Source organism: Streptomyces sp. NPDC002785 (assembly GCF_040295565.1).
Classification (GTDB): Bacteria; Actinomycetota; Actinomycetes; order Streptomycetales; family Streptomycetaceae; genus Streptomyces.
Window position 1 is genome coordinate 1 of the sequence record NZ_JBEOVN010000094.1, and the last position, 26863, is coordinate 26863.

Here is a 26863-nt window from a genome sequence, read left to right on the forward strand (position 1 = left end):
TCTCGGCTGCGCTCGAGCAGGGGAGACCCCATCTGCCTCAATCCTCCGCCTCGCAGCTGCACGCACCCAGCCCCGCTCCTTCTCCCACCCCCCATCTGCCGGGCGGTCTTATTCAGGCCGAGGTGACGCGTTCGGCGTCGCTGCGGACTCGCACTGGTCGGCGGCCCTTCTGATCGGTGGTCCGTCCCGGTCGGTCGGGGTGGCCGAGCGCCCGGCCTCGCCCCGCCTGCCCGTCCGTTGGCACGAACTGGAGTTCCCCGATGCCCGTGTCCGATCCGTCAGCCCAGTCCGTTTCCTTCCCCAGCCACCCCACCCACTCGGTCGACCGCGCGTTCCTCAGCATGGAACGCCGCCACCCCGACGTCCGCTGGGACGCCGGCGGCGTCGCGTACCTGAGCGGTCCGCCCCCGAGCCTGGCAGACCTCCGCGCGTACGTGGGCTTAGGTCTGGGCCGGCTACCTCTGCTCACGAGCCGGGTCGAGGGCGGCTCACGGCGCCCCCGGTGGCGGCCGGACGCGGACTTCACCGTCGACCGGCACGTCCACGAGGTGGTCGCAAAGGGCCCCACGGGGTGGGACACCGCCCTGCACACCGCGCTCAACGCGCCGTTCGCGCCCGGTACCTACTGGGGGGTCTGGCTGGTCCACGGCCATGCGCCTGACGCGTACGCCGTGTGCTACCGCTTCCACCACGCCTGCCAGGACGGTTCGGCCGCCGCGATGACTTTCCGGGCCATGCTGGGCGAGGGGGAGCCCTCGGCCCGTCCGGTGCCGAGGAAGGGCCGCCTGGCCGGTCTGCCCCGACGGGTGGGCACGGGGGTCGGGCTGACCACGATGTTCCTGGCCGGCTCCCTCGCCGTTCGCGGCCACCGTCCGGCCGTCCCCTTCGTCCCCACGGGAGAGCGGCGGCTGTGGCGGGGCCGCGTACCGGCGGACGCCCTCCGCCGGATCGCTACGGCACATGGCGGATCGGCCCACGACGTCCATCTGGCCGCGCTCGCCGGGGCGTTGTCTGCCTGGTCGGCCCGGTCCGGCGTACCGCTTCCTCGGGTGACGGCACTGCTGCCCGTTGACGCACGCCGTCCGGACGAGGAACAGACCTGGGGCAACCGCTGTTTCGCCCTGCCGCTGGAGCTGCCCGTGCGGACCGTCCCGGAACGCGGGACCGGGTCCCAGGACGGCGACTCGCCCCTGCGGCGACTGGAGCACGTCATGGCCACGACCCGGAAACTGCGGGGCGAGGCATGGCGGCAGGCCATTCAGGACCTGGTCCGCTACATGCCGGACCGCCCGACCGAGTGGTATCTGCGAAGGATGCTCTCCCCGCGCGTCACCGGCGTCATGGCCACGTCCATGCCGGTCGCCGACAAGGGAAGCCTGGGGGACACCCAGGTGACGGGCATCGCCCTGCTCCCCCTGCTCGTGCCAGGGCACCTCTTCGGAGTGGGCCTGTCGTTCTTCGGCAACTGGACCGAGGTGTCCTTCGTGGCCGACCGCGCCCTTCCGCTCGGGGAGCTGCTTCCGGAACTGTGGGAGCAGGCCGTGGGTGAACTGGAGGGAACCTCTGCGCCGGTGTGAACGCGGTGGCGCCGGGGGCTGTACCGATCGCTCGGGTGCGGCCCCGGGCCAAGCCGTCTGTGTCAGACCACCGCTTCGAGTTCTGCCAGGGCCGTCAGCCACAGCCCCGGGAGGTCCGCGCCGCGGGCGAAGGCCGTGTCGTGTACGACGGAGAGCGTGCACTCGGCCCGGTACCTGAGCAGCGTCAGATGGCAGAGCTGACCGGGCAGGGGAGCGCCCAGCCCGAGCGCGCCGTCCATCCGCGCCTCACCGAGGACCGGCTGCGGCAAGGCCGCGGGGAAGTAGGTGCCGGTGAGGGAGGCGTGGCGCGGACGCATGAGCAGCCGCAGCGTGCCAAGGCTCACCGGACGCGGCGCGCGCCGCATGAGAGCGCGGGAGGTGTGCATCCTCCGCTCGACGCGCCCGGGCTCCAATTGGCGTGAGAGAGAGGCGAGACGGCGCAGAGGAAGGGGCTCCTCACAGGGCAGCCGGAGACGCACCATGGTGAGGAAGTTGCCCACCGCGCCCCGTTCGCCACCGGTCCGGACCGACAGGGGCCAGAGGAGTGTGAGAGGAGCCGGACGCTCTCCCCCGGCCAGGGCGACAGCTCGCATCGCCCCGGTCAGCGCGGTCAGGAAGACCGCGCTGACGTCGGTACCGAGGGCCCGGGAGACAGCAAGCAGCCGCCGGGTCTGTACTGTCCCGACGGCCGTGGCGAGCTTCCCCGTCGGCTGCCGACGCAACACGGACCAGGTGCCGCTGTCCCGCAGGCTCCGGGCGACGTCGCTCATGATGCCCAGCACGGCACGGGAGGAGACCCGCCCCACGCTGACGGCGGGCGGAGGCGTGTCCTGGACGCCGGGCGACCTTTGCGGTGCGACGCGCGGGGTGAACAGCGTCCGCAGTACGTAGTGGTGCCCCGCGCCGTCTTCCAGAGCGTGGTGGATGCGGAACACCAGCACGTACTCGGGCAGGCCAGTGGTACCGGTGTACCCGCGAATCAGCCAGAGGTCCCAGGGCGGGCGGCGTGCGTCCGGCAGCGGCCGCACCAGCACTTCCTGGAGACAGTCCTGCCACTGCTCCCGGGGATCCGTCACGAGCAGACCGCGTACATGCTGACGCAGGTCGAGGTCCGGGACGGGCACGAAGCAGGGACGAGGCCCCAGCCCCTCCTCGACACGGTGGGTCAGCGTCGGAAGGTCCGCGAGCCTGGCCCGTACGTGCCGGCGCAGGGCGTCCGGTGAGGGCGGCTCCCCACGGAAGCGCACCGCCCACCCCACCGCCAACTGGTGCGTGCCGGACATCCGGTGGAACACCTGACTGAGCGGATCACAAGGCGTCGGCCGCCGGGGCGGGGCCGGCCACGGCGGGCAGGGCCGGGACGGCGCCGGGTGCGCGACGCCTGCCTGCCCGGCGTTCCCGGCGGAGGGCTCTTCGGTAGGAGTGGAAGTCAATTTCGATCCCGTGGCGGTAGGTGGACACGTACGTCTTGCGATGGCGGCGCCACTCGCGCGCGATCGCCCGCGTCAGGTCCGTCGGCGACGGCAGGGCGACCGCGCCCTCGATCAGCTCGGCGATCCATTCCGCCTGCGGTTCGAGCAGCGGGAAGGCCGCACCGGAGGGCTGCGCGAGCCCCATGAAGTAGAGCCCGGGGATGCTGGGCGGGACCGTGCGCAGATAGAGCTCCGTGCGGCCGTCCGAGGCGGCGAACAGGGAGGGTTCCAGGAAGGGGAAGGAGATCTTGTAGCCCGTGGCGTACACCACGGAGTCCACCGATTCACGGCTGCCGTCCCTGAAGGCCGCTGTGTCCCGGCCGAAGGAACTGACGCCGGGCTTCGGTGTGACCGCGCCCCGGGCCAGCTGGACGAGGAGTTCGTCGGAGGTGGAGGGGTGGCTGGCGAGCGGTCCGCAGACCGGTTCGGGGAGCCCGTAATGAGCCGGGGCACCGCGGGTGAGCCGCAGGAGGAGCCGCAACGCCGGATCCTTGAGGAACCGCGGGAGATCGGACAGCGGGCTCCACAGCAGGTGGTCCGCCGGACGGCCGAGCAGCATCTTGGGGAACAGATGGGCCGCGTCGCGCGCGGAGAGGAACGTCCGCGCCGCCGTACGCGAGATCTCCGCCGCGATTTCGCACGCGGAGTTGCCCATGCCGATCACCAGCACCCGCCGACCGGCGTACGGGTCAGGGGTGCGGTAGTCGTGCGAGTGGATCGCGGTCCCCTCGAATTCCTCGGCACCGGGCACGGCGGGGGCCGGGAGGCGCGGGTCCCAGTGGTGCCCGTTGGCCACCACCACCTCGGTGTAGCGCCGCGTCTCCTCGGCCACGCCGCCACGGCGTCGGCAGACCACCTCCCAGCCGCCGTCGTCCAGGGGCCGCACCGAGGTGACGCTTGTGCCGAACACGATGTGGCGATGCAGGCCGAACGACGCGGCGTAATCCTCCAGATAGGCCAGGACCATGCTGTGGTGCGGAAAGACCGGGTAGGTCTCCGGCATGGCCAGGGAGGAGAAGGACATGCTCTCCTTCGAGATGTTCGCGTGCAGCGACGCGTACACCCCCGACATGCCGTTGTCGTTGCCGTACCGCCAGAGTCCGCCGATGCCCGACCCGGCCTCGAAGCAGTCGAACGGAACGTTCCGCGAGGCAAAGACCTTGCTCGCGGCCAGGCCGGACGGGCCGGCGCCGATCACACATGTTCTCCGCATGACTGACCGACCTTCCTCGTACGTGCGTGACGTCTCCGGCATCCATGTGAACGGGACCGCCAGAGGGGCGAGGCGACGGCGTCAGGACGGGCGGACCTGGACGCCCGGGCCCGGTACCTGACCCGCGGACCGGGGCGGAACCTGGGCGGACCTGCCGACACCCCAGTCCTGGCCACGCTAGCCGCCCCGGTTGCCCCGAAACCTGTTTCCGTCGGCAAAACCGCCGCACGCGTGACGCGGTGTGCGCCGGATTGACGCCGTGGAACGGAACCGCTCCTGGCGCCGTTTCCGTTGCGCTGCCTGCTCGTTGGGCACAGGCGGACCGGTTCCGCCGCCCATCGGAAGACACGGACCGGTTCCGTGGCCATCCGGAAGACCTGGCACGACGGAGCAGCGCGATGGACGTCACAGATGTGCACCACTCCTACCGGCAGCACGCCGTTCTACGGGGCGTCGACCTCCGGCTGCGGCCCGGGGTCCTTGCCGGGATCGTCGGGGAGAACGGCGCCGGCAAGACGACGCTGCTGAAGATCCTCTCCGGTGAACTCGGGCCGGACCGGGGCTCGGTGCACCACAGCGGCAGGTTCGGCTACTGCCCGCAGTCCGTGGTCCTGGACGACTCCTTCACCGTCCGCCAGCACCTGGACTTCTTCCGGCACGCCTTCAGGCTCGCGGACCTGCGGCGAGCCGAGGAAGTGATGGAGACCCTGGCCTTCACCGAGTACCTCGACCAGCGCACGGGTCTGCTCAGCGGGGGCTCACGGCAGAAGCTGAACCTGACCCTCGCGCTCATGCACGACCCGGACGTGCTGCTGCTGGACGAGCCCTACCAGGGCTTCGACTGGGAGACGTACCTGCGCTTCTGGGAGCTGGCGACAAGGCTGCGCGATGCCGGACGCTCGGTGCTGGTCGTCTCCCACCTGGCGTACGACATCGAGCGGCTGGACCAGCTCTGGCGCCTGGAGGACGGGCGCCTCCACCGCCAGGACCGGTGCTCGGAGGCGGCGGCATGAGGCAACACTGGTCCCTGTTCACCACGGCCTCCCGGTACGCGCTGATCGGTCACGCCCGCAACCGGTTCGCGATGCTGCTGGTGGTGCTGTACATCCCCGTATGGATCGCCCTGGCCTACGTGACCATTCCCGACCGGCCGGCGCCATTCCGGCTGCGGGCCACGGACGAGGTCCTGACCCCGCCCGGCAATCACCTCACCCAGATCACCGGCGCCCTGAACGCGGTCACCCTGATCGCCGGGTTCATGATGTTCGCCGCCACCTTCACGGGCGGTGCCTTCGACCGGCGCCTGGCCATGGCGGGGTACCCGCGTCACCACCTGGTCCTCGCCAAGCTTTCCGCGCTCACCCTGGTCTGCGCCGCCGTCGCGGCATACGCCACGGCCGCCGCCGGCTTCGCCTGGTCCCCCCGACAGCCCCTCATGCTCGCTGCCGCGCTGTTCTGCGCCGCCCTGACCTACGGCGCGCTCGGAGTGGTTTTCGGCTCGGTGCTCCGCCGTGAGGTGGAGGGCATGTTCGCCATCCTGATGATCAGCATCATCGACGTCGCCCTGCAGAACCCCCTGTCGAGCTCCGGGTCGGACAGCGCCGTTGTGCGCTTCCTGCCGTCGTACGGAGCCGTGCAGGCCAGCATGTCCGCGGCCTTCTCCACCGCGCCGGTGGCCCAGGGCCTCGCGATCCAGTTGCTCTGGCTCACGGTGGCGGCGCTGGCCGGGTTCGTGGTCTTCCGCCGGCGTACCCGCGACGCACTCCCACCGGAACGGAAGCGACGCACCCCAGACCACTCCGGGCCCGGCGTGAACGCGGGCGCGCCCGCGCACACGATGGAGCCCGGCGCAGCCGCACAGCGCGTACGACCCATCTGACGGGCGGGCCACCGGCCGTCCGGCCGGACAGCCGCCGTGACCTGCGGGAGCCGGAGATCGTTCTGTAACCGGGCGTTGATTCGCCCCCTGACCACCACATTCTTCATGCCAAGGAGTACCACCCCATGACCCTTTCGCGTACCGTCCAGCGCACGGTCCTCACCGCGGCTCTCCTGTCCGCCTCCGCCCTGGCCTTCCCCGCCTCCGCCCAGGCGGCTCCGCTGCCGCCCGCGTGTCAGGAGGCGCTGCTCACAACCCTCGACAAGTTCCCCGTCGCGGACTTCACGGTCCCCGACAAGGTCCAGAGCGCCATGCTGAACGAGGTCGGGAACCTGAGCGAGGCCGACCAGCAGGCCTTCACCCAGGAGGCGTGCGCGGCCTGGAACAACTGGGCCACCAAGAACGGCCAAGCGGTGGCCACGGACCTGGACACCCGCTACCGGAACGCCTCCGGACCCGCGTGCAACAAGTTCACCACCTCCGCCATCGGGACGATCAAGAAGCACGCCCCGAACGTCCCTGCTCAGACACGGGAGTTGGAGAAGGTGGCCAAGAAGGTCTGGCAGAACGCCATGCAGAAGCTCGCCGTGGAGGCCACCAACACCGACTGCCGTAAGGCCTACAACGGGGTAAAGGCCGGCTGGTAGCGAGACCCGTCGGAGGACGCCCCAACCGCCGCCTGACGTTTCCGTCCGTCGTCCGACCCGACGGCCTCAGTCGGCCACATCGACTCCGTAGCTGCGCAAGGGTGTCGAGGCCGTGGTCGTAGCCTTGGCCGACGGTACGGAAGCGCCGGACGAGACCGAGCCTGTGAGATTCGCGGTGTTGTTTCCGCACCTGGACGAGCGCCGGCGCCGTCTATTGATGGGGGCCGAGGCCCGGATCCTGTGACAGGGCGGGAGCCGGGCCGTCGCGCAGGCGGCCGAAGCCAGCGAGACCACCGTCCGCAAGGGCGCCGACGAGTTGGAAGCGGGGCGGAGCCGCTGGGTCGGGTCCGCCGCCCCGGCGGCGGGCGCAAGAAAGCCGCCGAGGTGGATACGGGGCTCGACCTGCACTGTTGGCGCTGGTCGATCCGGACATGCGCCAACTGGTGGGCGAGGTGGCAGGAGGGTGGCAGGGACGTGCTGCTGTCCCGTCCGCGGGCCGCCGGGTGGGTGAGCATCAGGTCCTGTCGGAGGTCGAGCAGGCCGCTGTGCGACAGGCAGTGCTCGATCACACTCCCTCCGGCCCGGGGCTTTCTGGCCAGTTGTGGACCTGGGGTGCCAAGGGTCGGACGCCGGTCGTCCGCCGTACCGGAAACCGGTTCTCCGTGAACGCGATGTCCGCGATCAGCACCCGCGGCCGGATGCACTTCATGGTCTTCACCGAGTCGTTCGACGTGAAGGTCATGTGCCGCTTCCTCGCCCGGCTCGTCGGGCACTTCGACCACAAGGTCCACCTGATCGTCGACCGGCTCGGCCCACCGCTCGAAGACCGTCCGGGCCTGGCTCGCCGACCACAAGGACCAGCTCGAGCTCCACTTCCTGCCCTCGTACTCACCCGAGCTGAACCCGGACGAGTTGGTCAACGCCGACCTCAAACGCAGCCTGCCCCACAGCCACCGGGCCAGGAACCAGGCCGAACTCGCCGCCGAAAACCGCAGACTCTTCCACCGCCGGAAACGCCAACCCCACATCGTGCGAGGACACTTCGGCACCCCACACCCTCGGAGTGAACCCAATGAGTTTCGGATCAGTAGGTACACAACACCTGCTCCCTAACGAATTCAGGAGGAATTCTCATGTCCAAGCGCATTCTCGTTTCGTCGCTCATCGGGGCTGTCAACCTCGGCGGAATTGCCGCCGGTGGCCTCGCCACAGCCTCGGCCGCCACGGAGCCGACCTTGGAGAACGGTGCGGCCCGCTACGTTGCTCCGTCCAACGGCAACGCAGGCGCACTCACTTTCACTGTGGACGCGGGTGACCACTCGGGCATCCGGAGCCTCAAGGTCCTTGCGTGGCCCGCGAGTTCGGGGCTCGATCCGACTGAGGCGGAGCTTCGGTACGTGGAAAGCGCCACGTGCCGCAGCACCACGGCCGAGATGTCCCACTGCACCTACACGCTGCGGGCCACGAAGGAGGAGGCAGCCGAGCTGGCCGAGGGCACCTGGTACGTTTCGGCGCTGGCGACGGCCAAGGACGGGGACACGACATTCGTGTCCCGCGCCGCCACATTCAACGTCACACACTGACCCGCCACCGCGGCCGGGCGCCTCCGAGGCGCCCGGCCGACCCATCCCGCCCGTTCCCTCATGACACCCTGTCGCCTCAATCGGACGGGTCAAGACCAGATCTGACGAAAAGTCACTGGCTTCCTGTTCCATCCAGCGGTGAGACTTCCGGCGTGACGCTTCACGAGAATGAGATCCCAGTCGACGAGACGCTAGTCCGATCGCTGCTGAAGGCACAGCGCCCAGAGTGGGCTGACCTACCGTTGTCGCCCGCAGGCGCAGGTACGGACAACACCATGTATCGGCTGGGCAATGACCTGCTGGTGCGACTTCCACGAACCGCCGACAATGGACAGTCCGTGCGGAAGGAACAGGAGTGGCTTCCTCGCCTGGCGCCCCTCCTTTCATGTCCGATTCCCGAACCCGTCCACGCCGGGACGCCCACCAACGCCTTTCCACTGGTCTGGTCGGTCTACCGTTGGATTGACGGTGACGAAGCCGGCCCGGACACCGTCCGGGACTGGACCGCTTTCGGAGCCGACCTGGCGGCGGTCGTGAGGGAACTTCACCGCATCGACCTCATGGGAGCGACCCGCACGGACAGCCTCAGCTGGTACCGCGGAGGCAGCCTGAAGCCGTGCGACCAGTGGATCACTGGGTGTCTCGACGACTGCCGAACCACGGTGGGTTCTGAGCTCGACGTTGACACTCTGGAACAGTTGTGGCGAGCCGCGCTCGCACTGCCCGAGCCCTCGGGGCCTCAGATGTGGCTCCACGGCGACCTCAAGCCGACCAACCTCTTGGTCCGGGAAGGCAAGCTCCACGCAGTCATCGACTTCGGAGGACTCTCGGTCGGCTTCCCCGACGCCGAGCACTCCACAGTCTGGGATCTGCCGCCACAAGCCCGACAGGCCTACTGGGACACCCTGAACCTCAACGATTTGACCTGGACCCGCGCCCGCGCCTGGGCGGTCGCGGTGGGCGTCAGTGGGATCTCCTACTACTGGGACACCTTCCCCGCCTTCGTCGCCGAATGCCGAGCACGACTTCAGGCAATCCTCGCCGACGCCGCTACGCGTTGAGTGGCCTCCCCGGCACAGAAGGAAGGGTAAAACGGCGCAGGTTCCATGACACGCGGCGGAACGCCGCGCGGAATGGGACACCTTCGCCGACACGCTCTCCACTCAGTTCGTCTCACCGAAGCTGCACCGCCCAGGTCGCAGCGTCATCGACAGATCACTTCCGATGGGACGGGACAAGATGTCACTTCGCAGGGACATCCGTCACCTGGATCCAGTCGTTGTTGGATGCTGCAGTGCGACATTTCTAGATGGGTGACACTTGATCGCGATGGTTGACGCCAGGGCCGTCTCCGCGGAGGAACTCGCGGGCGCCGCGCAGTCTGGTCTGCAACCGCTCCTGCGTTGCGCGGCTGTCGAGGCGTACGTCGAGGGCTCCGGGCAGGGAGGTGTCGGCTCGTCGGCCGGCGGGTAGCTGCGCGCCGTCAAGCCCTTCCCGCCGGGCGATGAGTGCGCCGAGGTCGTGACGGCTCAGGGCGTCCGGCCCGGCGAGGTGGAACACCCCAGCCGTGTCGGACAGCGTGATCTCCCACAAGGCGGCTGCCAGGTCTTCGACATGGACCGGGCAGCGGATGTCGTCGGTGAACAGCACCCCGTCGCGGGTACCGGCTGCCAGGGCATGCACCATGCGCTCGTGCACGGATCGGCCGTGTCCGATGATCAGCGAGGTGCGGGCGACGGCGGCGCCTGGCACCAGGAGCCGCACCGCTGTCTCGGCGGCGGCCTTCGCGGCGCCGTACGGGCTGACCGGATCGGGCAGGCAGCTCTCGTCGTAGTGGACGTGCACGCCGGAGAACACCGCGTCGCTGGAGACATGGACCAAGCGGCAGCCCTGCTCGACGGCGACCAGCGCCACGTGGATCGCGCCGTCGGCGGTGACTTCCCAGTCGGAGTTGCCGCTGGACGCGTTGATGACGACTGAGGGGGCCACGTCGGTGATTACCCTGGCGACCCGCGCAGGATCCCGGACGTCGAGAGGATGCCAGGCAGCACCCGGGGTCCTGCCTGGCCGGGAGGCGAATGTCGCGGCCGTCTCGTGCCCCGCCGCGGTGGCTTGGCGGACCAGTTCGGTCCCCAGGAACCCACTGCCACCGATGACCAGGACCTTCATGGACCGACACGCTAGCGGACGGGGGATCGGTGGTGAAGTCGCCAGACAGAACGAGGCCCTCGTAGACCCGGCAATCGACGGCCGGCAGCACACCATCGGCAGCAGTGACCTTCATCGTGGTGGCCGGGCCGAAGCAGACGTAGGGTGCCTCGCCATGAATAGCGACACAGCCGGCGAGCAGTTGCAGGCCATGGCCAGTACCGCCGGATACGGCGAGGCCGCGGAGGCCCTTGCCGAGCAGTACGAGAGCGTGACCTTCACCGAGGTACACCGCGAGGTGCTGCATCTGTTCCCCTCCCGGCCAAGCTCCGGCGGCGCCTGGGACGGCCAGCTCGTGGACGTCACGAGCTGGCCGTCACGAGCCGGACGTCCGATCAGCCGCCGGACGAGGCCCCTGACCGCCTTCCTGCCCCTGCTCCGTGGTCAGGGGCGCCAGTCGAAGGGGAAGTGCTTGCTGGATCCACCACGGTATTCATGGGAGAAGTCGAACCCTTCCGCGCGGTCGCTCTCGACGACGCCCCAGGTAGCGATCTGGCCGGGGCCGACCTCGGCGCCCGGAGCATTGATCAGCTGGACGCGACGGGAGGGGTCGGCAGTGGGGCCGGTGAGTGCGGTCGCGCCGACGGAGACCTTGTCGGCGACACGGGCCCGCCAGTACGAGAGATCCTCGGCGGATTCGAAGTGGACCGGCGCGTACCGCACCTCGCGCAGTTCGCTGATGAGCGAGCCGAACTGGCCCGGCCAGCCGCCGACATGACCGGCGAAGATCTGCTCCAGCGCGCCACGCTGGGCCTGGTCACCCTTGGCGTCGATGTAGAGCATCACCTTCATCGTGGCGTCCGGGTCACCGACCCACATATTCCCGGCGAACTCGCCCAGTGCCACCACGCCCAGGCCGTCCAGGCGCACATCCCCGAAGTGCCCTTCGTGAATCTGCCAGACGAGCGTGAAGAGACAGTCCCCGTGGGTCGGCGTCTGGGCGAACGTACAGGGGCAGGGCAGCGCACAGCTGCACACGTCGAACCACTCGCCCCGTAAGTGCCAGTCGGGCAGTGTGCCGTCATTCGTGCCTGCTCGGACGACGGCGGGGACGCTTTGCGATGCGGCGGAAGTGGTGCACATGGTGGCCTCTCAGATCGCTTATACCCCTAGGGGGTATCCCATGGACAAGGGAGAGGCTAAGGCTCGCCATGCCCCCACGTCAACTACCCCCTGGGGGTACCTCGGTCGAACGGGTTGCCTGGGTGTTCGTAGCCGGCGGGGCTCTTCGTCGCTCCAATGGGCAGACACCAGGCGGTGCACCCCTATCTGCGGTGCACGACTGCGGCGATGCCAGCGCGTTGGCCCATGTACGGGCCTCCATCTCACATCGTCGAAGCGGGGCCCTGCTTCCAGGTCCTACCCGGACCAGCCGTCCCGACGATTGGGACGTGCGGACCGAAGGAACCCGGCGCCTCGGCTCGCTCCAGGCACCGCGGCATTCCCCCATCAGGCAGGCGAATCACAATGGCGGCCGACACCCTTCGTTCGCAGGTGCCCGTCCTTGCCGAACTCGGAAAGCTCCGCCCGCCCAGGCCCTTCGGTCGGTCGCGGCCTGTGCCACAGCCTTTGTCTCCACGCTCGGCGCAGGACTCACACGGGTCTTCCGAGGCCACCAGCCCACTGACGTGCTGGCCAGGGTGGCTTCCGGCGTCGCCACCCTTGTCCACGACGGCTGCCGTCGGCTCCGTCTCCCGGCCTTCCGCCTGGCGGACACGCTCACGCAGCCGGTCATGCAGTTCCCGGATCAGGCCGGTCTCGCGCCAGCGGCGGAAGAACGCGTAGACGCGGGTCCAGGGCGGGAAGTCCACGGGCAGGGAACGCCACTTGATCCCGTTGTCGACCACGTAGCGGACCGCGTCGAGCATCTGGCGGTGACAGTAGCCCTCGGGCCGGCCGCCCGGCTCTCCATCCAGGCTGACGTCGGAAGAGCCTGCCGGATCACCGCCCACTCCGCGTCGCTCAAGTCCGACGGGTAGTGGGACTCCCGGCCGGGCTGGTCGGCGGCATTCCTGAACCTGTGGACGAGACAGTCACACCCCGAGGTGGACGAGCTGGACTCCACGGGGGTGACCACACAAGACGGCAACAACAAGGGCCTCCCTGTCGCTCTGGCTTCAACAACCGCGAGCTACCAGGAGGCCCTTCCTTCATGCGTACACAGCGACGAACTCACCCGATCCAGCAGCCTGTTCGATCAAGAATGACCGCACGATCGGAGGGCAACAGCTTGTCAGCCAGACAAGCCCCGGACAAGTTGACAACGCCCGTCCTGTTTCTCTCCTGTTCTGCGGTGGTTCGGCGGCCGTCATGATCTCACTGCGGGGTAACCGCCCCGTGACCGAGAAGATTCCGTGCTGTGAACCCGAGCAGCCTGCGCGCGGCCGAGATGTCGACCGGCGCCGCGCGACCCGGCAGCGGGCGCCGCAGCACGGTGGTGGGGTGGTAGCGGCGCAGCAACTCCTCCGTCGGGTAGGGCACGATGATCTCGGGGGCGCAGAGGTGTACCGCGTGCGCCGCACGGCCGGGTACGTCCAAGGCCAGCAGCGCGGCCCTCGCCGCGTCATGGACCTCGAGGTACGTCCACAGGTCCCTTGCCCCCGCGGCCGGGTCGGCTGTGAGCCGGGCGGCGTGCGCATGCAGCCGTTCCTCGAATCCGCCCACGTACGGATAGCGCAGGCACACCACGCTCATCCCGTGCCGCCGCGCCATCATCCGCGCTGTCAGCTCGTCGACCTGTTTGGAGAGGCCGTAAGGGTCGGCCACCTGGGAGGTCATTGCCTCATCGACCGGTGCGTACGGCGGATGCGGATCCTCAACGTCCGTCCAGGGCAGGCCCGTGACACCCCATGAGCTCGCCACCGCCGCATGCCGGATCCCGGCCCGGCCGGCCTCCTCCAGGACGGTGAAGGTGGAGAGGCTGTTCCCCGCGAAGACCTCAAGCGCGGTGTTGCGCGCGGGAGTCGGGATCGCCGCCAGGTGGATGACCGCGTCGGCGCCCTCCAGAGCCGCCTGCACGGTCTTCGCGTCGGCGGCGTCACCGGTCACGACCAGGCGCGCCGCGAGATCGCCGGGATCATCGAGGACCAAGGCGTTCGCCTCGATCCCGCGCTCGGCGAGCAGCGCGAGGACTGCTCGCCCGATCCGCCCGGCGGCCCCGGTGACCATCGCTCTGCCAATCATCCAGTCACTCTCCTGCGTCGGTGCTTCTACTTGTAGGCGCGCACTGCGACGACGTGCGCCGACGCCGCCCCGTTGGTGGCTTCGACGACGACCCGGATCGCGGATGTGGTGACCGGCTCCGCCAGCGTGTGCATCTCGCGTCGCCGCCGATTCTGCGCCGCACGGGCGATGACGCGCCAGGTGCCATCAGTATCCAGCGCCTCGACGCGGTAGTCGCGAAGGAGGGTGGGGAGGGTGTCGAAGGGCGTGCGGTGATGGTGCAAGTTGATCAGGTCCTCGTTGACGTCGTCGTCGGCGATGACCTCGATCCGGCCCAGGGCGACCGGTTCGGGCCAGGCCAACTCGAGCCAGGGAAAAGGGACGTCCGCCAGTGGTGCGGAGACCCACATGTGCGGTCCTGCGTACGGGCGGGCATAGCCGTCGGTGGCCTTGGCGGGGGAGTAGGCCGCGGTCTCTCCCGTACGGAAGCAGAACGTGCGGCGCAGCAGACCCAAGTCCGTCCACTCGCGCAGCAACTGCGGCGATTCGTCCGACGGGCGCGGCGGGACGCGCGTGAAGCACAGGACGCCGGGGGTCGGGCGGTCGGAGCGGTGCAGAGCGAGGGCGTCGTTGGCGCGGACGACCAGGAAGGCGTTGCGCGGGGTTTCGGGAGACCAGTCCAGGCCCGTCTTGATCCACTGCCGGGCACCGGCGGCGACGGGCAGGGTGGTGGAGGTGACGAGGCGGCGCGGGACGTAGTTCTGGCCGAGTTCGGGATCGTACAGATCGATCACGATCTTGGTGTCGCGGTCGGCGTCGACGAGCAGCTCCAGCCCGGAGAGGTCCGGGTCCGCGGGGAGGACGAGTCCGGCGTCCGCCGCGAGCGGCCATCGCTCGTCGGAGTCCTCGACTGCCAAGCCGCTCAAGGTGGATGAGGCCGTGGCCGTCGCCCGCAGGGCCAGGTCCTCCGGGTCCGTCGAGGCGAGGCCGATGAGCGAGGCATCCTGGCGCAGCAGCGCCCTGTGCAGCTCGGGTACGGGGAGTTCGCGCGGGGTGACATCCCCGATGGCGCAGAGTGCCGCCGCCGTGCCGGCAGCCTGGCCGATCGTGGCGCAGGTCGCCATGACGCGGGTCGAGCCGAAGGCGACATGGCTGGCGGAGATGTTGCGCCCGGCGAAGAGCAGGTTCGCGGTGTTCACCGAGTAGAGGCTGCGGTACGGAATGTGGTAAATGCCGTCCGCGTAGAGCTGTCTGGCGCCTGCCTCGGTGGCGAACATGCCCTGCGGCGGATGCAGGTCGATCGACCAGCCGCCGAAAGCGACCCGGTCGGCGAACTCGGTCTGGCCGAGGATGTCGCCCTGGTGCAGGACGTAGTCGCCGAGGAAGCGCCGGTATTCCCGTTTGCCGGGGACCGAGCCCACCCACTCCAGGGTCATGTTCGCCGCGTCGAAGTCGCCGGAGTTCTTGATGTGGTCCCAGATGCCGTGGATCACGGACCACAGCTCGTCACGGATGTGTTCGTTGTCGTGGACGGTGTCGAGCTCGCCGCCGAACTCGATCCACCAGTACGCGCAACCGTTGTCGCCCGCCTTGATGATTCGGCGCTGCGGGATGGAGGTCTGGGTGATGTCCTTGGCGAAGTTCGGCGGCACGAATTTGACCGGGTGACCGGCATCCTTCGTATAGAAGAGGAGGGTTGAGCCCAGGGTGATGTCATCGGCCGTCTCCGGAGCCCATGCCTCGTCGTACTCGGCGCGCGATTCCCGGCCGATGCGGTGGTGGGCGCCCGCCAGGTGGCCGATCAGGCCGTCTCCCGTGCAGTCGAGGAAGAGGGAGCTCTCGAAGCGTATCCGCCGCTCCGAGCCCATCATCCAGCCGGTGACCGAGGTGATCCGCCGGGCCTCGTCGGGACCTTCGGCATCGACCTCGCGCACGTCGGTGTTGAGGTAGAGCGTGATGCCGGGCTCGGCGCGCACGGCATCCAGGACCACGGCGTCCCAGTAGTAGGGATTCCCGTCCGGGTTGCGGAACTGGTTCTCCACGAGCAACTCGCCCATGATGCCGCCCTCACGGGCATGGTGATTCTTGCCGTGGCCGGTCGCGCCGCACACCCAGACCCGGACCTCGCTGCTCGCGTTGCCGCCGAGCACCGGCCTGTTGTTGATCAGCGCGACGCTCCGGCCGAGCCGGGCCGCGGCGATCGCCGCGCAGACCCCGGCCAGGCCGCCGCCGACGACGGTGATGTCGTGCCGTGCGGTTTCATTCCTCATGTCGTACGTCACTTACTTCCAGTCGGGATTGGCGGCGAGACCGTAGTAGATGCGCGGGGCACCGTCGAGGGTGAGGGTGATCTTGCCGCGGGAGGCTTTCAGAGAGCGCTCCTGGCCGATGCAGTTCAGCTCCCGCACCGTGCCGTTGACCGTCCCCGAGTGGGCGACAACCGCGGTCCTGGTCGTCCAGGTGTCGATCCAGGGCTCGGGCGATGCGTACCAAGGATCCTCGCCGTGCTCGGAGTTGAGGATGTACCCGTCCTTGCGGCTCCAGATGATCGACACCGGTCCTTCGGGAGTGGTGAAGAGGAGCCCCTTGATGTCCTGGTCCGCGAAGGCGAGATGCCGGACGAACTCGGCCTCGTCCAGGACCCGGGCGGCGGTCGCGAAGGCGAGGAGCGAGGGCTTGGCGCTGGTGTCGCGGTTCATCAGGCCGTAGTGGTACTCGGGATTGGCCGGGTCGGCCTCCTGGGGGTGGTGGATCGTCGAGTCGTGCAGCTGGTACCAGTTGACGGCGCGCACCTTCTCGGACTTTGCGAGAGCGAGCGTGAGCAGCGTGTTCTCGGCGGCGTGACGGTAGGTGTCGCTCCACCACGCGTTGGGCCGGGTCGGTGCGTATGCCTCGGTGAGCCACAGCTCCTTGTCGCCGCCGTACTCCTCCAGGACCTGGTTCGCTTTGCGCAGCGCACCGAGGAAGTTCCAGTACGAGCCGGACGACCCTTGCGTCCACTCCTCGGGCGGCGGCGCGAAGTCGGGCGTGAAGTTGCCGCGACCGGGGTGGAAGGCGAAGGCGTCGATGAGGTCCCAGCCGCCCGCGTCATGGAAGTTCTTGGTCCATACGTAGTCCATGCCGCCGAGGCCGGCGTTCATGACCTTCATCCGCGAGCCCGCCGCGTCAAGGCGCGTGGTGACCTGGCGCAGACCGTCCCGGACGTAGGCGTCGGCGCCGCGGCCCGACATCCAGGGCTGGTTGACCTCGTTGCTCACCTCGAAGTACGCGGCCTCGGCGTCCAGGGCCTTGGCGACATTCGTGTCGGCCCAGGCTGCGATCTGCTCCGGACTACCGCCCACTGGGATGCCGCTCAGCTCCACGTTGTGCCCGATGCCGTTCGCGTCCAGAGTCGCGGTGTCGAGGCCCGGGGCGCCTGCGTAGGCGATGCGGATCCACTTGATGCCGAGCGTCTTGACCAGCCCGAGTACGGCGTCCTTGCCGGGCTCAAGCAGCCAGGGGTAGTTGGCAAGGCCGAACATCGACTCCTTGCCCGCCTTGTACGTGAACTCCGGGAGCACGCCCAGATTCGTGCGGGCCAGCGCCTTGTTGCTGCCGCTGACCGCCTCCACCTCGGTGAACACGATGTTCTGCGAGGGCGAGGTGAGGGGAAAGGAGGCGTTCCAGGCGGCGCCCGCCGCCAGGTTCTTGGAGAGCGTTCCACCGGCGATCTTCTTGCCGCCGAAGTCCCGCGCCCACCAGGTGAGCGTCACCGTCCTGGCCGCGGCGGAGCCGTTGACGACCTGCGCCTTGAGCGTCATCGTCTGCCCGGCCGCCTTGTAGAGGTTGAACGGCTGGTCGGTCCACACCTCCACGCCGAGGGGCCTCTTGGCAGCGAGCGCTCCCGCCCCGCGCGGCCGCAGATCGCCGAGGACCAGATCAGCCGCGGTGACCGCGGTGCCCGCGCCGGTCGAGGTGCCGGGGGAATGGACCCATGTGGCGTTCGTACTCGCGGGGTTGGTGGACGAGAGGCAGAAGAAGCCCTTCGATCCCGCCCACGTCTCCACGTACGCGCCGCCCGCGTTCACCTCGTACGGAATGCCACCTCGGGCATCCCGCTCCCAGACGGTCAGCGCTTCGTACGACTCCGCCGCGCTCGCCCCGTACACCGTGCGGGAGAACATGAAGCCGGCCGGTGTGAGCGTGCTGGAGCCGCCGACCTCCCACTTCATGTGTGCCTTGTGAGGGGTGACGTCGAAGGTGCCGCGCACGGTGACTCCGGACGTGCCGCTCGCCATCGTGTACGTGACCTGAATCGCGGGCCGCCCGTCGGGGAGCGTGATCCGGGCGGGCGTACCGCCGAAGGTGCGCTGCTGGCCGAGCGTGGTGTCCTTGATCATGAAGTGGCTGAGCAGGATGCGGTCGGCGCCCGCACCGTCCTGCACGAGGACGCTGCCGTCGCTACGGCCGACCAGGGTGATGCCGTCGGCCTCGATGGTGATCGGTTCCGCGGCGTACGCGGGAACGGTCGGCAGCAGTGCGGCGCCGGTGGCGACGGCGGTGCCCTGGATGAATCTGCGGCGGGCGACTGACATGGAGGTGCCCTTCTCTTGGTCGGGGTGTTCCGGATGCTCCGAATGTTCCGAAGCGGAAGGCATGTTGGGGGAGTTGAGAGCTCGGCCGTTGGCTCCGGTGGAACTCAGCCCTTGACTCCGGTGAAGCCGAGCCCGGCGACGATGTACTTCTGGCAGACGACGAAGACGAGCACCGGCGGGGTGACGGCGAGCACCATCGCGGCCATCAGCTGGTCCTGCGGAGCCTGCATGGCGAGCTGCGCGAGAGCGACGCTGATCGGCTGCTTCTCGGGGTCGGTGATGGCCACCAGCGGCCAGATGAAGTCCTTCCAGGAGTGCATCACCGCGAGCAGACTGATCACGGCGAGCACCGGCTTGCTCATGGGCAGCACGATCTTGGTAAGCAGTTGCCAGGTACTCGCCCCGTCGACCCGCGCCGCGTCGAACAGCTCTTTCGGCAGGGCGTCGAAGAACTGCTTGGCGAGTAGCACCGTGAAGGCGTTCGTGCCGGCCGGCAGCCAGATCGCCCAGTAGGTGTCGCCCAGGTTGAGGTGCAGGAACGGCACATCGATCACGGTCATGAAGAGGCTGACCATGTTCACTGTGTACGGCACGAACATGGTGGCGAGGATCGCCCCGTAGACGGCCTTGCCGAACCTCGGCCTGAGCACCGAAAGGGCGAAGCCCGCCGTGGCCGAGACGAACAGCTGCACGAACCACGATCCGCCGACCACCAGGAACGTGTTCATCAGATAGCGGCCGACACTCAGATCGGTGTATGCCGTCGAGAAGTTGCCCAGGGCCGGCCGGTCCGGCCAGAGGGCCAGGGGCTGAGTGGTGAGCTCGGTGGGCGGTGAGACCGCGCCCTTGACCATCCAGTACAGCGGTCCGATGCCGATGAGCAGCAGCAGGATCAGGGTGAGCACCTGGATGGAGCGCACTGAGGCGCGTACGCCGGGGCGTTGGCGGTCGTTGGCGGAGACGAAGGTGGTGAGCGTGGTCATGACGTGCTCCAGCTGCGGGTGGCCCGCAGATAGACCGCGGAGAGCAGGGCGAGGGCGAGCACCATCAGGAAGGAGAGCGCGGCGGCCTGGCCGTACTCGCCGTCCTGGAAGGCGTACCGGAAGATCAACAGCAGGACCGTGAGGGTGGAGTTCTCGGGTCCGCCGCCGGTGAAGACGTACGGCTCGGTGAAGACCTGCACCGTGTTGATCAGCTGGACGAGCAGCAACAGACCGATGACAGAGCGGAGTTGGGGAAGCATCACATGCCAGATCCGCCGCCAGATCCCGGCGCCGTCCACCTCGGCGGCCTCATAGAGTTCGCCGGGGACGCCGACCATCGCCGCGAGGTAGATCAGGACGGCGCCGCCCATGCCCGCCCAGGTGGCCTCCAGGACCAGCGAGAGCATGGCGCTGTCGGAGGACTCCAGCCACGAGTACGGGCCGAGCCCGACCATGCCGAGGACGTTGTTGAAGAGCCCGCTCCCAGGATCGTAGAACCACTTCCAGAGCAGGATCGCCACTACTGGCGGGATGACCACCGGCAGATACACCAGGAAGCGGTAGACGCCCGCGCCGCGCCGCACCGTCGACATGATCGCGGCAAGGATCAGCGGCGCCGGGAAGCCGATCAGCAGGCCGAGGACCACGAAGAACAGGGTGTTCCCGACGGCAGTGCCGAGCAGTGGATCGTCGAAAAGGGCACGGAAGTTGTCCAGGCCGACCCAGGCCGCGGGCTCGACCAGGTTGGTCTTCTGGAAGCCGAGCAGCAGGCTGCGCACGATCGGCCACCAGGCGAAGAGCCCGAAGATCAGCAGCGCGGGGACGAGGAACAGCCAGGCCGTGAGCTGTTTGCGGGCGCCGGTGCCACGCCGCCGCTGCGGCAGGGTTCGCGGCGCGGGCTCCTTGGACACAGCGGCCGGGCGCCGGGACGGAGTGAGCAGGGCCATGGGGCGGCTACTTCTGGTCCGCGGCGAGCTTGGCATTGACGTCCTTCTCGGCCGAGGCCAGCAAGGAGTCGATGTTGGCGTCGCGCTTGGTGAGCACCGCCTGGACCACCGGGTCGAGCGCGGTGTACACCTTCTGCGCCTGGTACGGCGGCTCCGGCTTCAGCTTCAGCGTGGAGATGCCGTCGATGTACGGCTTGAAGTTCTGCAGCTTCACATTGATGTACGGCTTGATCGCGGCGTCGATCTCGGTCTGCCGTTTCTTGTCGAAGACCGGCAGCGTCGGCACGCCCACCGCGGACTTCGGGTCAGCAGAGAGCGCCTTGGCCTGTTCGGCGGCGATGTCGGTGCTGTACTGCGGCTTGGCATAGGCGAAGGTCAGCCACTCGACGGCGGCTGCCGTGTGCTTCTTGTCGGCGGACTTCGGGACCATATAGATGTCGCCGCCGGTGAGTGTCGCGTCGCCGCCGGACTGCGGCATCGGGGCCACTCCGAAGGCGTCGGTGTTCTCCATGCCGAACTGCATCTTCGCCAGTCGGTACGTCCCCGGGCTGCCCATGAACATGCCGACCTGCCCGGCCGCGAACTGCTTGATCACGTCGTTCTGATTGTTGAGCAGGGTTTTGCCGAGCGAATCGTCCTTCCAGCGCATGTCCTTGAGCAGCCGCAACCCCTTCTTCGTCGGCTCCCCGGTGAGCGTAGCGGTGTACTTGCCACCCTGCTCCTTCTCCAGCTCGCCACCGAAGGCGTAGGACAGCATCGTCAGCTGCCAGCCGCCCTGGTTGTCCTTGGACTCGTGGACGAAGCCCGCCTTGCCGGTCCGGTCGCTGATCCTCTTGGCGGCGGTGCGGACTTCCGCCCAGGTGGTCGGCGGTCTGTCGGGGTCGAGGCCGGCCTTCTCGAAGAGCTCGCGGTTGTAGACCAGGCCCTGGGCGTACGGATTCTGCGGTATGCCGTACACGTCGTCGGCGCTGTCGGTCAGCGGCTGGAGGACCTGAGGGTTGAACTCCTTGAAGTGCTTCCACTCCTTGAGCTGCCCGGTGATCGGCTGGACCTGCTTCTGCTGGATGAGCCGCTGCGGCTCGGTCAGCGGCACCTTGATGACGTCCTCGACATTGCCGCCGGACAGTTTCGCGGAGAACGTCAGCGGGTCGAAGACCGTGGTCGAACCCTTGACCTTGATGCCCGGGTTGGCCTTCTCGAAGTCGGCCACCTGCTTCTTGAACAGGGCGACCCCGGGCTTGTCGGTGGCCGGCGGCATGCCCTGCACCCGCAGCACGAGATCGCCGTCCCCGCCGGCGCGGCTCGGGGTGAGGGAGGAACAGCCCGCGAGGGTCGCGGTCAGCGCCATGCAGCCAAGTATGGCCGCACAGCGGGAGTTTCTGGGCATAACGGCTCCAAGAAGGGCAGGAGTGGGCTCGGTGCGGTGTAGTGCGGTGCTTTGCTCGTTGTGGTGGTGCGGCCGTGGATCAGTGGGCGGGTGCGGGGCCCGTCGAGGCGCGGGGGATCAGGCGGGAGCCGATCTCGACAAAGGGGGAAGTGACTTCAAGTCCTTGTCCAGTACGTCCTGTTGTGCTCGCGATCGTCTCGATCAGGAGGTCCCCCGCCCGCGTGGCGATCTCTTCGGGGTCGATCCTGATCGTGGTGAGGCCGGGGGTGGAGACGGAGGCGAGCAGCGTGTCGTCGATGCCGATGACGCTGACGTCGCGCGGCACGCTTACGCCGAGGTTGGCCATCTGGTGCAGCACGCCGAGGGCGACCAGGTCGTTGTGGGCGATCACGGCCGTCGCATCGTGGGCGGCGACGAGGGTGGCGGCGTGCACGCCTGTCTCGAACCGCGGCTCGTACGGGCCGAGCTCGGACAGGGAGAGGTCGAGCGCTTCGAAGGACTCCTGGATGGACTTCCCGCGGCTCAGCTCGGCGCGGGACGCGTTGATGAAGATGCAGCGCCGATGACCGTACGCCTTCAACTGCTCGGCGGCCTGCGCGATGCCGGCGGACAGTGAGATCCGGACCTCGGGGATGCCCGGCACGTGACGGTTCACCACCACCAGCGGCATCCGGCCCGCGAGTTCATGGAGCCGGTCCTCGGTGAGGGTGGAGGCCCACAGGATCAGGCCGTCGACCCGCTTCGATACGGCCGCGATGGCGGCCAGCTCGTCCGCCTCGCGCTCGTCGCTGTCGGCGACCAGAACCGTGTAGCCCAGGTGCCGGGCGCGGGCCTGCATCGCCTTGATGATCGGAGGGAAGAACGGGTTGGCGATGTCCGGCACAATCAGGCCGAGCGTTCCGGTGCCGCCGCCGCGCAGTGAACGGGCCGCCGGGTTGGGGGAGTAGCCGAGCTTGGCCGCGGCGTCGAGGATGCGCTGCCGCGTCGTCGGCTGCACCTGGTCGGGTGCGGTGAACGCACGGGACACCGTCGACACCGAGACGCCCGCGGCGCTCGCCACCTCCCGGATCGTGACTGCCACGGACGGCCTCCTCGTCGACTTGAGCCGGGGGACCCCGGTCGTCTCGCATCTGGATCCTGCGAATGCGGTTGATGTTTGCGAACGTTCCCATGGCGTGTCAAGACGTGTGTCAGGACTATTTCATCGAGGAAAACCTTCTGGTTGCACGGGTCTTGCGCTTCGACTCGACTGCTGCCGATGATGTGTTCTCAAGAACGGCACTGAAATTGCGGGAACGTTTTCATAGAGGAGTGGAATGAAGATCACCGGCCTGGAAGTGCTGACTCTCCCCGACCACGGCGACAGCATGATGCTGGTCGTGGTCGACACCGACGAGGGCATCCACGGCCTGGGCGAGGTCGGCATCAGGTCGCGCCAACGGGCGGTCGCGGGGGGGCTCGAGCACCTCGCGGAGCTGATCGTCGGCGAGGACCCGCGACGGATCGAGCACCTCTGGCAGGTGATGTTCCGGCGCGGGTTCTTCCCCGCCGACCGCATACTCGGCGCTGCCGTCGCTGCGGTGGACGTGGCACTCTGGGACATCCGCGGCAAGGCGCTCGGCGTACCGGTGCATGAGCTCCTCGGCGGCCGGGTGCGTGATCACGTACCCGCCTATGTGCATGTCGGCGACGGCTACCACGACCGCGCGTGGTTCCTGGACCGCTGCCGCGACCTGGTCGCCGAGGGCTGGCGCCATCTGCGGTTCGCCTCGCCGCACGACGCCGACGGCACGCTTGACGCACGCCGCTGCCTGCGCGACTCGGTCGACCTCTTCCACCAGGTGCGGGACGCGGTCGGCGACGAGGTGGAGCTGATCCTCGACGTCCATACGCGCCTGGATCCGCCGGAGGCGCTGACCCTGTGCCGGGAGATCGAGGCGGCCCGCCCGTACTTCGTCGAGGACCCACTGCGCTGTGAGAACCCGGACAGCTACCGCATGCTGCGGGCCCGCACCGGCGTACCACTGGCCGCAGGTGAGCAGTACGGCTCCAAATGGGAGTTCAGGACACTCATCGAGGACGACCTCATCGATTACGCGCGCGTGGATGTCGGGGTGGCCGCGGGCCTGACCGAGGCGAAGAAGATCGCGGCGATGGCGGAGACCCACCACATCAAGCTCGCCACCCACAACCCGCTCGGCCCGGTCACTGCCGCCTCCTCGCTCCAACTCAACCTGGCCTGCCCCAATGTGGCGATCCAGGAGCACCAGACCGACCTTGATCCGGCCGTCGCCGCCCTCTTCACCGCGCGGCCGACGATCCTGCCGGGGCGGGTGGAGCTGAGTGAACTGCCGGGCATCGGCGTCGACATCGACCGGAAGGGGGCGCGGCGGTATCAGGCCGCGGCGGCCGAGCGCCCGCACTTGCGCACGGCGGACGGGGCGTTTACCAACTGGTAGCCGCGCAGGGCCGGAACGTGCAGGCCTTTGACGTGGCCACCGGCGCGGGCCCGGACCTGACTCCTTCGCCCCGCCGTATCAGCCGCCGGTGTCCCTGCCGCAACACCAGAGTGGGGGCGGCGACGCTTCGTCTGCGACATAGTTGTTCCGGTTGTCCTGTCCGGCACCGCCGGACGGGGGCAACAAGCAGCCGATCCCGGCCTGTCTGAAGTCCTTCGGCGTCTTCATCGGCGGGCACAGCCGTACGCTGAGCCAAATGTTACATGTGCATGCCATTGACCAAGTTGCACACCATGACAACGGGACATTCGCATTACCGTCCCGGCGGGCCCACAACCCGCGTCTACACACTGAGCACGATCTCCGACTCCAGGAAGTGGGCGAGTTCCGTCGTGTCGTTCAGAGGAGCCGCAAGGCCGGTCGAACTGGGCCTTGTCGGCATAGCGTTCATGGGCGTGCTGGTAGGCGCGTCGGCGACGCCGGCCGGCAGCCAGGAACGCGAGAAGCTGCAGGTGACGGCCGTGTCGTCGCGGCCCGGCACGGTGTCGGGAGACGACGCCCTGATACGCGTCGAGGTGCCCGCCTCCATAGCGGCCGACGAAGTCCGGGTCGAGGTGGAAGGCCGGGACGTGACCTCGAGTTTCCGGCCCTCCGGCGACAACGCGCTGATGGGCGTGGTGAAGGAGCTGTCCAAGGGCGACAACAGGCTCACGGCCAGGGCTCGGGGCGCGGGCTCCGGACAACTGTCCCTGAAGAACCATCCGATCACGGGGCCGGTGTTCGCCGGGCCGCACGAGCAGCCGTTCGTCTGTGACACCGCCGAGTTCAAGACGGCCACCGGTGGCACCCTCGGGCAGCCGATCGACAAGGACTGCTCGGTCAAGACCCGCGTCGATTACATGTATCGCACCACGGCCGGCAAGTTCGTTCCGTTGCCCGACGAGAACGTCCGTCCCGCCGACCTGGCGACCGCCACGACGAGCGTGGGCAAGAAGGTGCCGTACATCGTCCGCGTAGAGACCGGCACCATCAACCGCGGCATCTACGAGACGGCCGTGCTGCACGACCCGAAGTCCGGTACCCCCGACCCGCTGCAGCGTGGGCCTGGCTGGAACGGGCGCCTCGTGTACGGCTTCGGAGGGGGCTGTTCCAGCGGCTGGTACATCCAGGGCCGCAACACCGTCGGCGTCATGAACGACACGTATCTGAGCAAGGGCTACGGCGTCGCATCGTCCACGCTGAACGTCTTCGGAAACAACTGCAACGACCTGCTGGCCGCAGAGACCATGAGCATGGTCAAGGAACGCTTCGTGGAGACGTACGGCGACCCGGCCTTCACCATCGGAAACGGCTGCTCCGGCGGCTCGTACCAGACCCACCAGATCGCCGACAACTACCCGGGTCTGCTTGACGGCATCCTCTCCGGCTGCAGCTTCCCCGACGTCGGCTTCGGGACGATTCACACGCTCAGCGACGCCCGGCTCCTGAACCACTACTTCAAGGAAGTCGCGCCGGACGCGTTCACCAAGGAGCAGCAGAAGGCGGTCTCCGGGTTCGGCAAGTGGGAGAGCATCGGCAGCCTGGCCCGGGCGGGCGGCCGTATCGACCCTACGGTGTTCTGCCCGCCCCAGCTGCCCGAGGGACAGCGCTACGACCCCGACACCAACCCGGACGGTGCCCGCTGTGACGTCTACAGCCACACCGTGAACGCCTACGGCAAAGTACCGGGGACCGGGAAGGCGCGCAGGCCGCTCGACAACACCGGTATCCAGTACGGACTTGAGGCCCTGAACAAGAGGACCATCGACATGGACCAGTTCATTGACCTGAACCGGCGCATCGGCGGCTTCGACGACGACGCCAAGCCCGCCGCGGAGCGCACCGTCGCCGATCCCCAGGCGGTACGGACGGCCTACCGCACGGGCCGCATGCTGAACGGCGGCGCCGGCCTCGCCGAAGTTCCGATCATCGACTACCGCGACTACACGGACGACGCGTCGGCCGGCGACATGCACATGCGCTTCCACTCCTTCTCCACCCGGGCGCGCTTGGACAAGACCAACGGCACCCACGCCAACCAGGTCATGCTCACCCGCGCCGACGGGCACGGATTCACTCTCGGCGGGATGTTGTCCGACATGGACCAGTGGCTCACCGGCATCAAGGGAGACTCCGGCAACGACGCCCCCATCGAGAAGATCGTCCGCCACAAGCCGCAGGGTCTCACGGACGCCTGCTGGACCCGTGGCATTGGTGCGAAGAAGATCACGGAGCCCCAGGTTGAGGGCATCAACAACACCGAGTGCAACACCCTCTACCCGGTGTGGACATCGCCGCGGATGGTCGCCGGAGCCGATGTGGCCAACGACATCGTCAAGTGCCGCAAGCGTCCCGTGATCCGCTCGGACTACCGAGTGTCAGTGACCGAAGGCCAGTTCAAGGATCTGAAGGCGATCTTCCGGGACGGTGTCTGTGACTGGTCCAGGCCCGGAGTGGGTCAGCAGGACCTCGCCGGTACATGGCTCTCCTTCGACCGGAAGTGACAGGATCGCGGCAGGTGAGCCAAAACAGGGGCAGGTGCGATCTCTTGCTTTGGTGTCAGTGGTGGTGAGTTCCCGCGTCCGCCCAGGTCAGCACCTGTTTCCGGGCCGCTGAAGCGTCGTCACCCGCTCTCTTCCCCCCTGTGGTCAGTGGGGGGGAGGAGAGCATCGCCGTGCGGGGCGGCCTGGCGGCTTTCCCAGCCCTGGCGGGCCGTGTCCGGTCCCGGCCGGG

General features: G+C 68.5%; 21 protein-coding genes and 2 pseudogenes. 10 read left to right on the forward strand and 13 right to left on the reverse strand.

Annotated features, from left to right (window positions below; translation table 11 throughout):
- The first annotated feature begins 260 nt into the window (after positions 1–260).
- Complete coding sequence (locus tag ABTZ94_RS21675) at positions 261–1577, forward strand: wax ester/triacylglycerol synthase domain-containing protein (protein ID WP_351202692.1); 1317 nt, start codon at positions 261–263, stop codon at positions 1575–1577.
- 62 nt (positions 1578–1639) lie between these two features.
- Here ABTZ94_RS21675 and ABTZ94_RS21680 read toward each other — a convergent pair whose 3' ends face one another.
- Together ABTZ94_RS21680 and ABTZ94_RS21685 are read right to left on the reverse strand one after the other, a co-directional pair.
- Positions 1640–2860, reverse strand: a complete 1221-nt coding sequence (locus tag ABTZ94_RS21680) for a wax ester/triacylglycerol synthase domain-containing protein (RefSeq protein ID WP_351202693.1) — start codon at positions 2858–2860, stop codon at positions 1640–1642.
- Between the two features lie 25 nt (positions 2861–2885).
- A complete protein-coding gene (locus tag ABTZ94_RS21685; protein ID WP_351202694.1) occupies positions 2886–4262 on the reverse strand; it encodes an NAD(P)-binding domain-containing protein in 1377 nt (458 codons plus the stop codon).
- A gap of 398 nt (positions 4263–4660) precedes the next feature.
- On the opposite strand from ABTZ94_RS21685, the gene ABTZ94_RS21690 reads away from it, so the two are divergent.
- The 4 genes and pseudogenes from ABTZ94_RS21690 to ABTZ94_RS21705 form a co-directional block, all read left to right on the forward strand.
- Complete coding sequence (locus ABTZ94_RS21690; RefSeq protein WP_351202695.1) at positions 4661–5275, forward strand: ATP-binding cassette domain-containing protein; 615 nt, start codon at positions 4661–4663, stop codon at positions 5273–5275.
- Entirely contained in the window at positions 5272–6141 is an 870-nt protein-coding gene (locus ABTZ94_RS21695) for an ABC transporter permease (protein ID WP_351202696.1), read from the forward strand. Before ABTZ94_RS21690 ends, ABTZ94_RS21695 begins: the two co-directional genes overlap by 4 nt.
- 125 nt (positions 6142–6266) lie before the next feature.
- A complete protein-coding gene (locus ABTZ94_RS21700) occupies positions 6267–6788 on the forward strand; it encodes a hypothetical protein (RefSeq protein WP_351202697.1) in 522 nt (173 codons plus the stop codon).
- A gap of 124 nt (positions 6789–6912) precedes the next feature.
- Positions 6913–7225: pseudogene (locus tag ABTZ94_RS21705) on the forward strand (ISAzo13 family transposase); the annotation flags it as partial.
- Positions 7226–7353: 128 nt separating this feature from the next.
- Here ABTZ94_RS21705 and ABTZ94_RS37925 read toward each other — a convergent pair.
- Positions 7354–7530, reverse strand: a complete 177-nt coding sequence (locus ABTZ94_RS37925; protein WP_502967284.1) for a hypothetical protein — start codon at positions 7528–7530, stop codon at positions 7354–7356.
- Here ABTZ94_RS37925 and ABTZ94_RS37930 point away from each other — a divergent pair.
- The 3 genes and pseudogenes from ABTZ94_RS37930 to ABTZ94_RS21720 all read left to right on the forward strand — a co-directional run bounded on the left by ABTZ94_RS37930 (position 7451) and on the right by ABTZ94_RS21720 (position 9432).
- A pseudogene (locus ABTZ94_RS37930) lies at positions 7451–7901 on the forward strand (transposase). The gene ABTZ94_RS37925 and the pseudogene ABTZ94_RS37930 overlap by 80 nt on opposite strands.
- Before the next feature lie 20 nt (positions 7902–7921).
- The gene (locus ABTZ94_RS21715) at positions 7922–8371 is read left to right on the forward strand and encodes a DUF5707 domain-containing protein (RefSeq protein ID WP_351202698.1); all 450 of its coding nucleotides are present in this window, start codon (positions 7922–7924) and stop codon (positions 8369–8371) included.
- 152 nt (positions 8372–8523) lie between these two features.
- Positions 8524–9432 carry an aminoglycoside phosphotransferase family protein gene (locus ABTZ94_RS21720; protein ID WP_351202699.1) on the forward strand — a complete coding sequence of 303 codons (909 nt, stop codon included), beginning with the start codon at positions 8524–8526 and terminating at the stop codon, positions 9430–9432.
- A gap of 244 nt (positions 9433–9676) precedes the next feature.
- Here the strand turns inward: ABTZ94_RS21720 and ABTZ94_RS21725 are convergent, their stop codons facing one another.
- The 10 genes from ABTZ94_RS21725 to ABTZ94_RS21770 all read right to left on the reverse strand — a co-directional run bounded on the left by ABTZ94_RS21725 (position 9677) and on the right by ABTZ94_RS21770 (position 22713).
- On the reverse strand, positions 9677–10540 hold the full coding sequence (locus ABTZ94_RS21725) for an SDR family oxidoreductase (RefSeq protein WP_351202700.1): 864 nt from the start codon (positions 10538–10540) through the stop codon (positions 9677–9679).
- A gap of 423 nt (positions 10541–10963) precedes the next feature.
- Positions 10964–11662: a DUF1326 domain-containing protein gene (locus tag ABTZ94_RS21730; protein ID WP_351202701.1), complete on the reverse strand. Its 699-nt coding sequence runs from the start codon at positions 11660–11662 to the stop codon at positions 10964–10966.
- 242 nt (positions 11663–11904) lie between these two features.
- Entirely contained in the window at positions 11905–12447 is a 543-nt protein-coding gene (locus ABTZ94_RS21735) for a transposase (RefSeq protein WP_351202702.1), read from the reverse strand.
- 448 nt (positions 12448–12895) lie between these two features.
- The gene (locus ABTZ94_RS21740) at positions 12896–13762 is read right to left on the reverse strand and encodes an NAD-dependent epimerase/dehydratase family protein (protein WP_351202703.1); all 867 of its coding nucleotides are present in this window, start codon (positions 13760–13762) and stop codon (positions 12896–12898) included.
- A 26-nt stretch (positions 13763–13788) separates the two neighbouring features.
- Positions 13789–16011 (reverse strand): FAD-dependent oxidoreductase, encoded by a 2223-nt coding sequence (locus ABTZ94_RS21745; protein ID WP_351202704.1) that lies wholly within the window; start codon positions 16009–16011, stop codon positions 13789–13791.
- Between the two features lie 12 nt (positions 16012–16023).
- Complete coding sequence (locus ABTZ94_RS21750; protein WP_351202705.1) at positions 16024–18315, reverse strand: hypothetical protein; 2292 nt, start codon at positions 18313–18315, stop codon at positions 16024–16026.
- Between the two features lie 104 nt (positions 18316–18419).
- Positions 18420–19298 carry a carbohydrate ABC transporter permease gene (locus ABTZ94_RS21755; RefSeq protein ID WP_351202706.1) on the reverse strand — a complete coding sequence of 293 codons (879 nt, stop codon included), beginning with the start codon at positions 19296–19298 and terminating at the stop codon, positions 18420–18422.
- Positions 19295–20245, reverse strand: a complete 951-nt coding sequence (locus ABTZ94_RS21760; RefSeq protein ID WP_351202707.1) for a carbohydrate ABC transporter permease — start codon at positions 20243–20245, stop codon at positions 19295–19297. The genes ABTZ94_RS21755 and ABTZ94_RS21760 overlap by 4 nt, the downstream gene beginning before the upstream one ends.
- 7 nt (positions 20246–20252) lie before the next feature.
- Positions 20253–21593: an ABC transporter substrate-binding protein gene (locus ABTZ94_RS21765; protein WP_351202708.1), complete on the reverse strand. Its 1341-nt coding sequence runs from the start codon at positions 21591–21593 to the stop codon at positions 20253–20255.
- Between the two features lie 118 nt (positions 21594–21711).
- The gene (locus ABTZ94_RS21770; RefSeq protein ID WP_351202709.1) at positions 21712–22713 is read right to left on the reverse strand and encodes a LacI family DNA-binding transcriptional regulator; all 1002 of its coding nucleotides are present in this window, start codon (positions 22711–22713) and stop codon (positions 21712–21714) included.
- 235 nt (positions 22714–22948) lie between these two features.
- Between ABTZ94_RS21770 and ABTZ94_RS21775 the strand changes: the two genes are divergently transcribed.
- Both ABTZ94_RS21775 and ABTZ94_RS21780 read left to right on the forward strand, forming a co-directional pair.
- Complete coding sequence (locus ABTZ94_RS21775; protein WP_351202710.1) at positions 22949–24091, forward strand: mandelate racemase/muconate lactonizing enzyme family protein; 1143 nt, start codon at positions 22949–22951, stop codon at positions 24089–24091.
- 392 nt (positions 24092–24483) lie between these two features.
- A complete protein-coding gene (locus ABTZ94_RS21780) occupies positions 24484–26634 on the forward strand; it encodes a DUF6351 family protein (protein WP_351202711.1) in 2151 nt (716 codons plus the stop codon).
- Positions 26635–26863 lie beyond the last annotated feature (229 nt).

Excerpts from the sequence above, each read along its gene's own strand:
- ABTZ94_RS21695 (WP_351202696.1), top strand. The coding sequence starts at position 5,272 with ATGAGGCAACACTGGTCCCTGTTCACCACGGCCTCCCGGTACGCGCTG.
- ABTZ94_RS37925 (WP_502967284.1), bottom strand. The coding sequence starts at position 7,530 with ATGACCTTCACGTCGAACGACTCGGTGAAGACCATGAAGTGCATCCGG.
- ABTZ94_RS21685 (WP_351202694.1), bottom strand. The coding sequence starts at position 4,262 with ATGCGGAGAACATGTGTGATCGGCGCCGGCCCGTCCGGCCTGGCCGCG.
- ABTZ94_RS21725 (WP_351202700.1), bottom strand. The coding sequence starts at position 10,540 with ATGAAGGTCCTGGTCATCGGTGGCAGTGGGTTCCTGGGGACCGAACTG.
- ABTZ94_RS21715 (WP_351202698.1), top strand. The coding sequence starts at position 7,922 with ATGTCCAAGCGCATTCTCGTTTCGTCGCTCATCGGGGCTGTCAACCTC.
- ABTZ94_RS21730 (WP_351202701.1), bottom strand. The coding sequence starts at position 11,662 with ATGTGCACCACTTCCGCCGCATCGCAAAGCGTCCCCGCCGTCGTCCGA.
- ABTZ94_RS21750 (WP_351202705.1), bottom strand. The coding sequence starts at position 18,315 with ATGTCAGTCGCCCGCCGCAGATTCATCCAGGGCACCGCCGTCGCCACC.
- ABTZ94_RS21680 (WP_351202693.1), bottom strand. The coding sequence starts at position 2,860 with ATGTCCGGCACGCACCAGTTGGCGGTGGGGTGGGCGGTGCGCTTCCGT.
- ABTZ94_RS21775 (WP_351202710.1), top strand. The coding sequence starts at position 22,949 with ATGAAGATCACCGGCCTGGAAGTGCTGACTCTCCCCGACCACGGCGAC.
- ABTZ94_RS21765 (WP_351202708.1), bottom strand. The coding sequence starts at position 21,593 with ATGGCGCTGACCGCGACCCTCGCGGGCTGTTCCTCCCTCACCCCGAGC.
- ABTZ94_RS21700 (WP_351202697.1), top strand. The coding sequence starts at position 6,267 with ATGACCCTTTCGCGTACCGTCCAGCGCACGGTCCTCACCGCGGCTCTC.
- ABTZ94_RS21745 (WP_351202704.1), bottom strand. The coding sequence starts at position 16,011 with ATGAGGAATGAAACCGCACGGCACGACATCACCGTCGTCGGCGGCGGC.
- ABTZ94_RS21740 (WP_351202703.1), bottom strand. The coding sequence starts at position 13,762 with ATGATTGGCAGAGCGATGGTCACCGGGGCCGCCGGGCGGATCGGGCGA.
- ABTZ94_RS21755 (WP_351202706.1), bottom strand. The coding sequence starts at position 19,298 with ATGACCACGCTCACCACCTTCGTCTCCGCCAACGACCGCCAACGCCCC.
- ABTZ94_RS21675 (WP_351202692.1), top strand. The coding sequence starts at position 261 with ATGCCCGTGTCCGATCCGTCAGCCCAGTCCGTTTCCTTCCCCAGCCAC.
- ABTZ94_RS21735 (WP_351202702.1), bottom strand. The coding sequence starts at position 12,447 with ATGCTCGACGCGGTCCGCTACGTGGTCGACAACGGGATCAAGTGGCGT.
- ABTZ94_RS21760 (WP_351202707.1), bottom strand. The coding sequence starts at position 20,245 with ATGGCCCTGCTCACTCCGTCCCGGCGCCCGGCCGCTGTGTCCAAGGAG.
- ABTZ94_RS21690 (WP_351202695.1), top strand. The coding sequence starts at position 4,661 with ATGGACGTCACAGATGTGCACCACTCCTACCGGCAGCACGCCGTTCTA.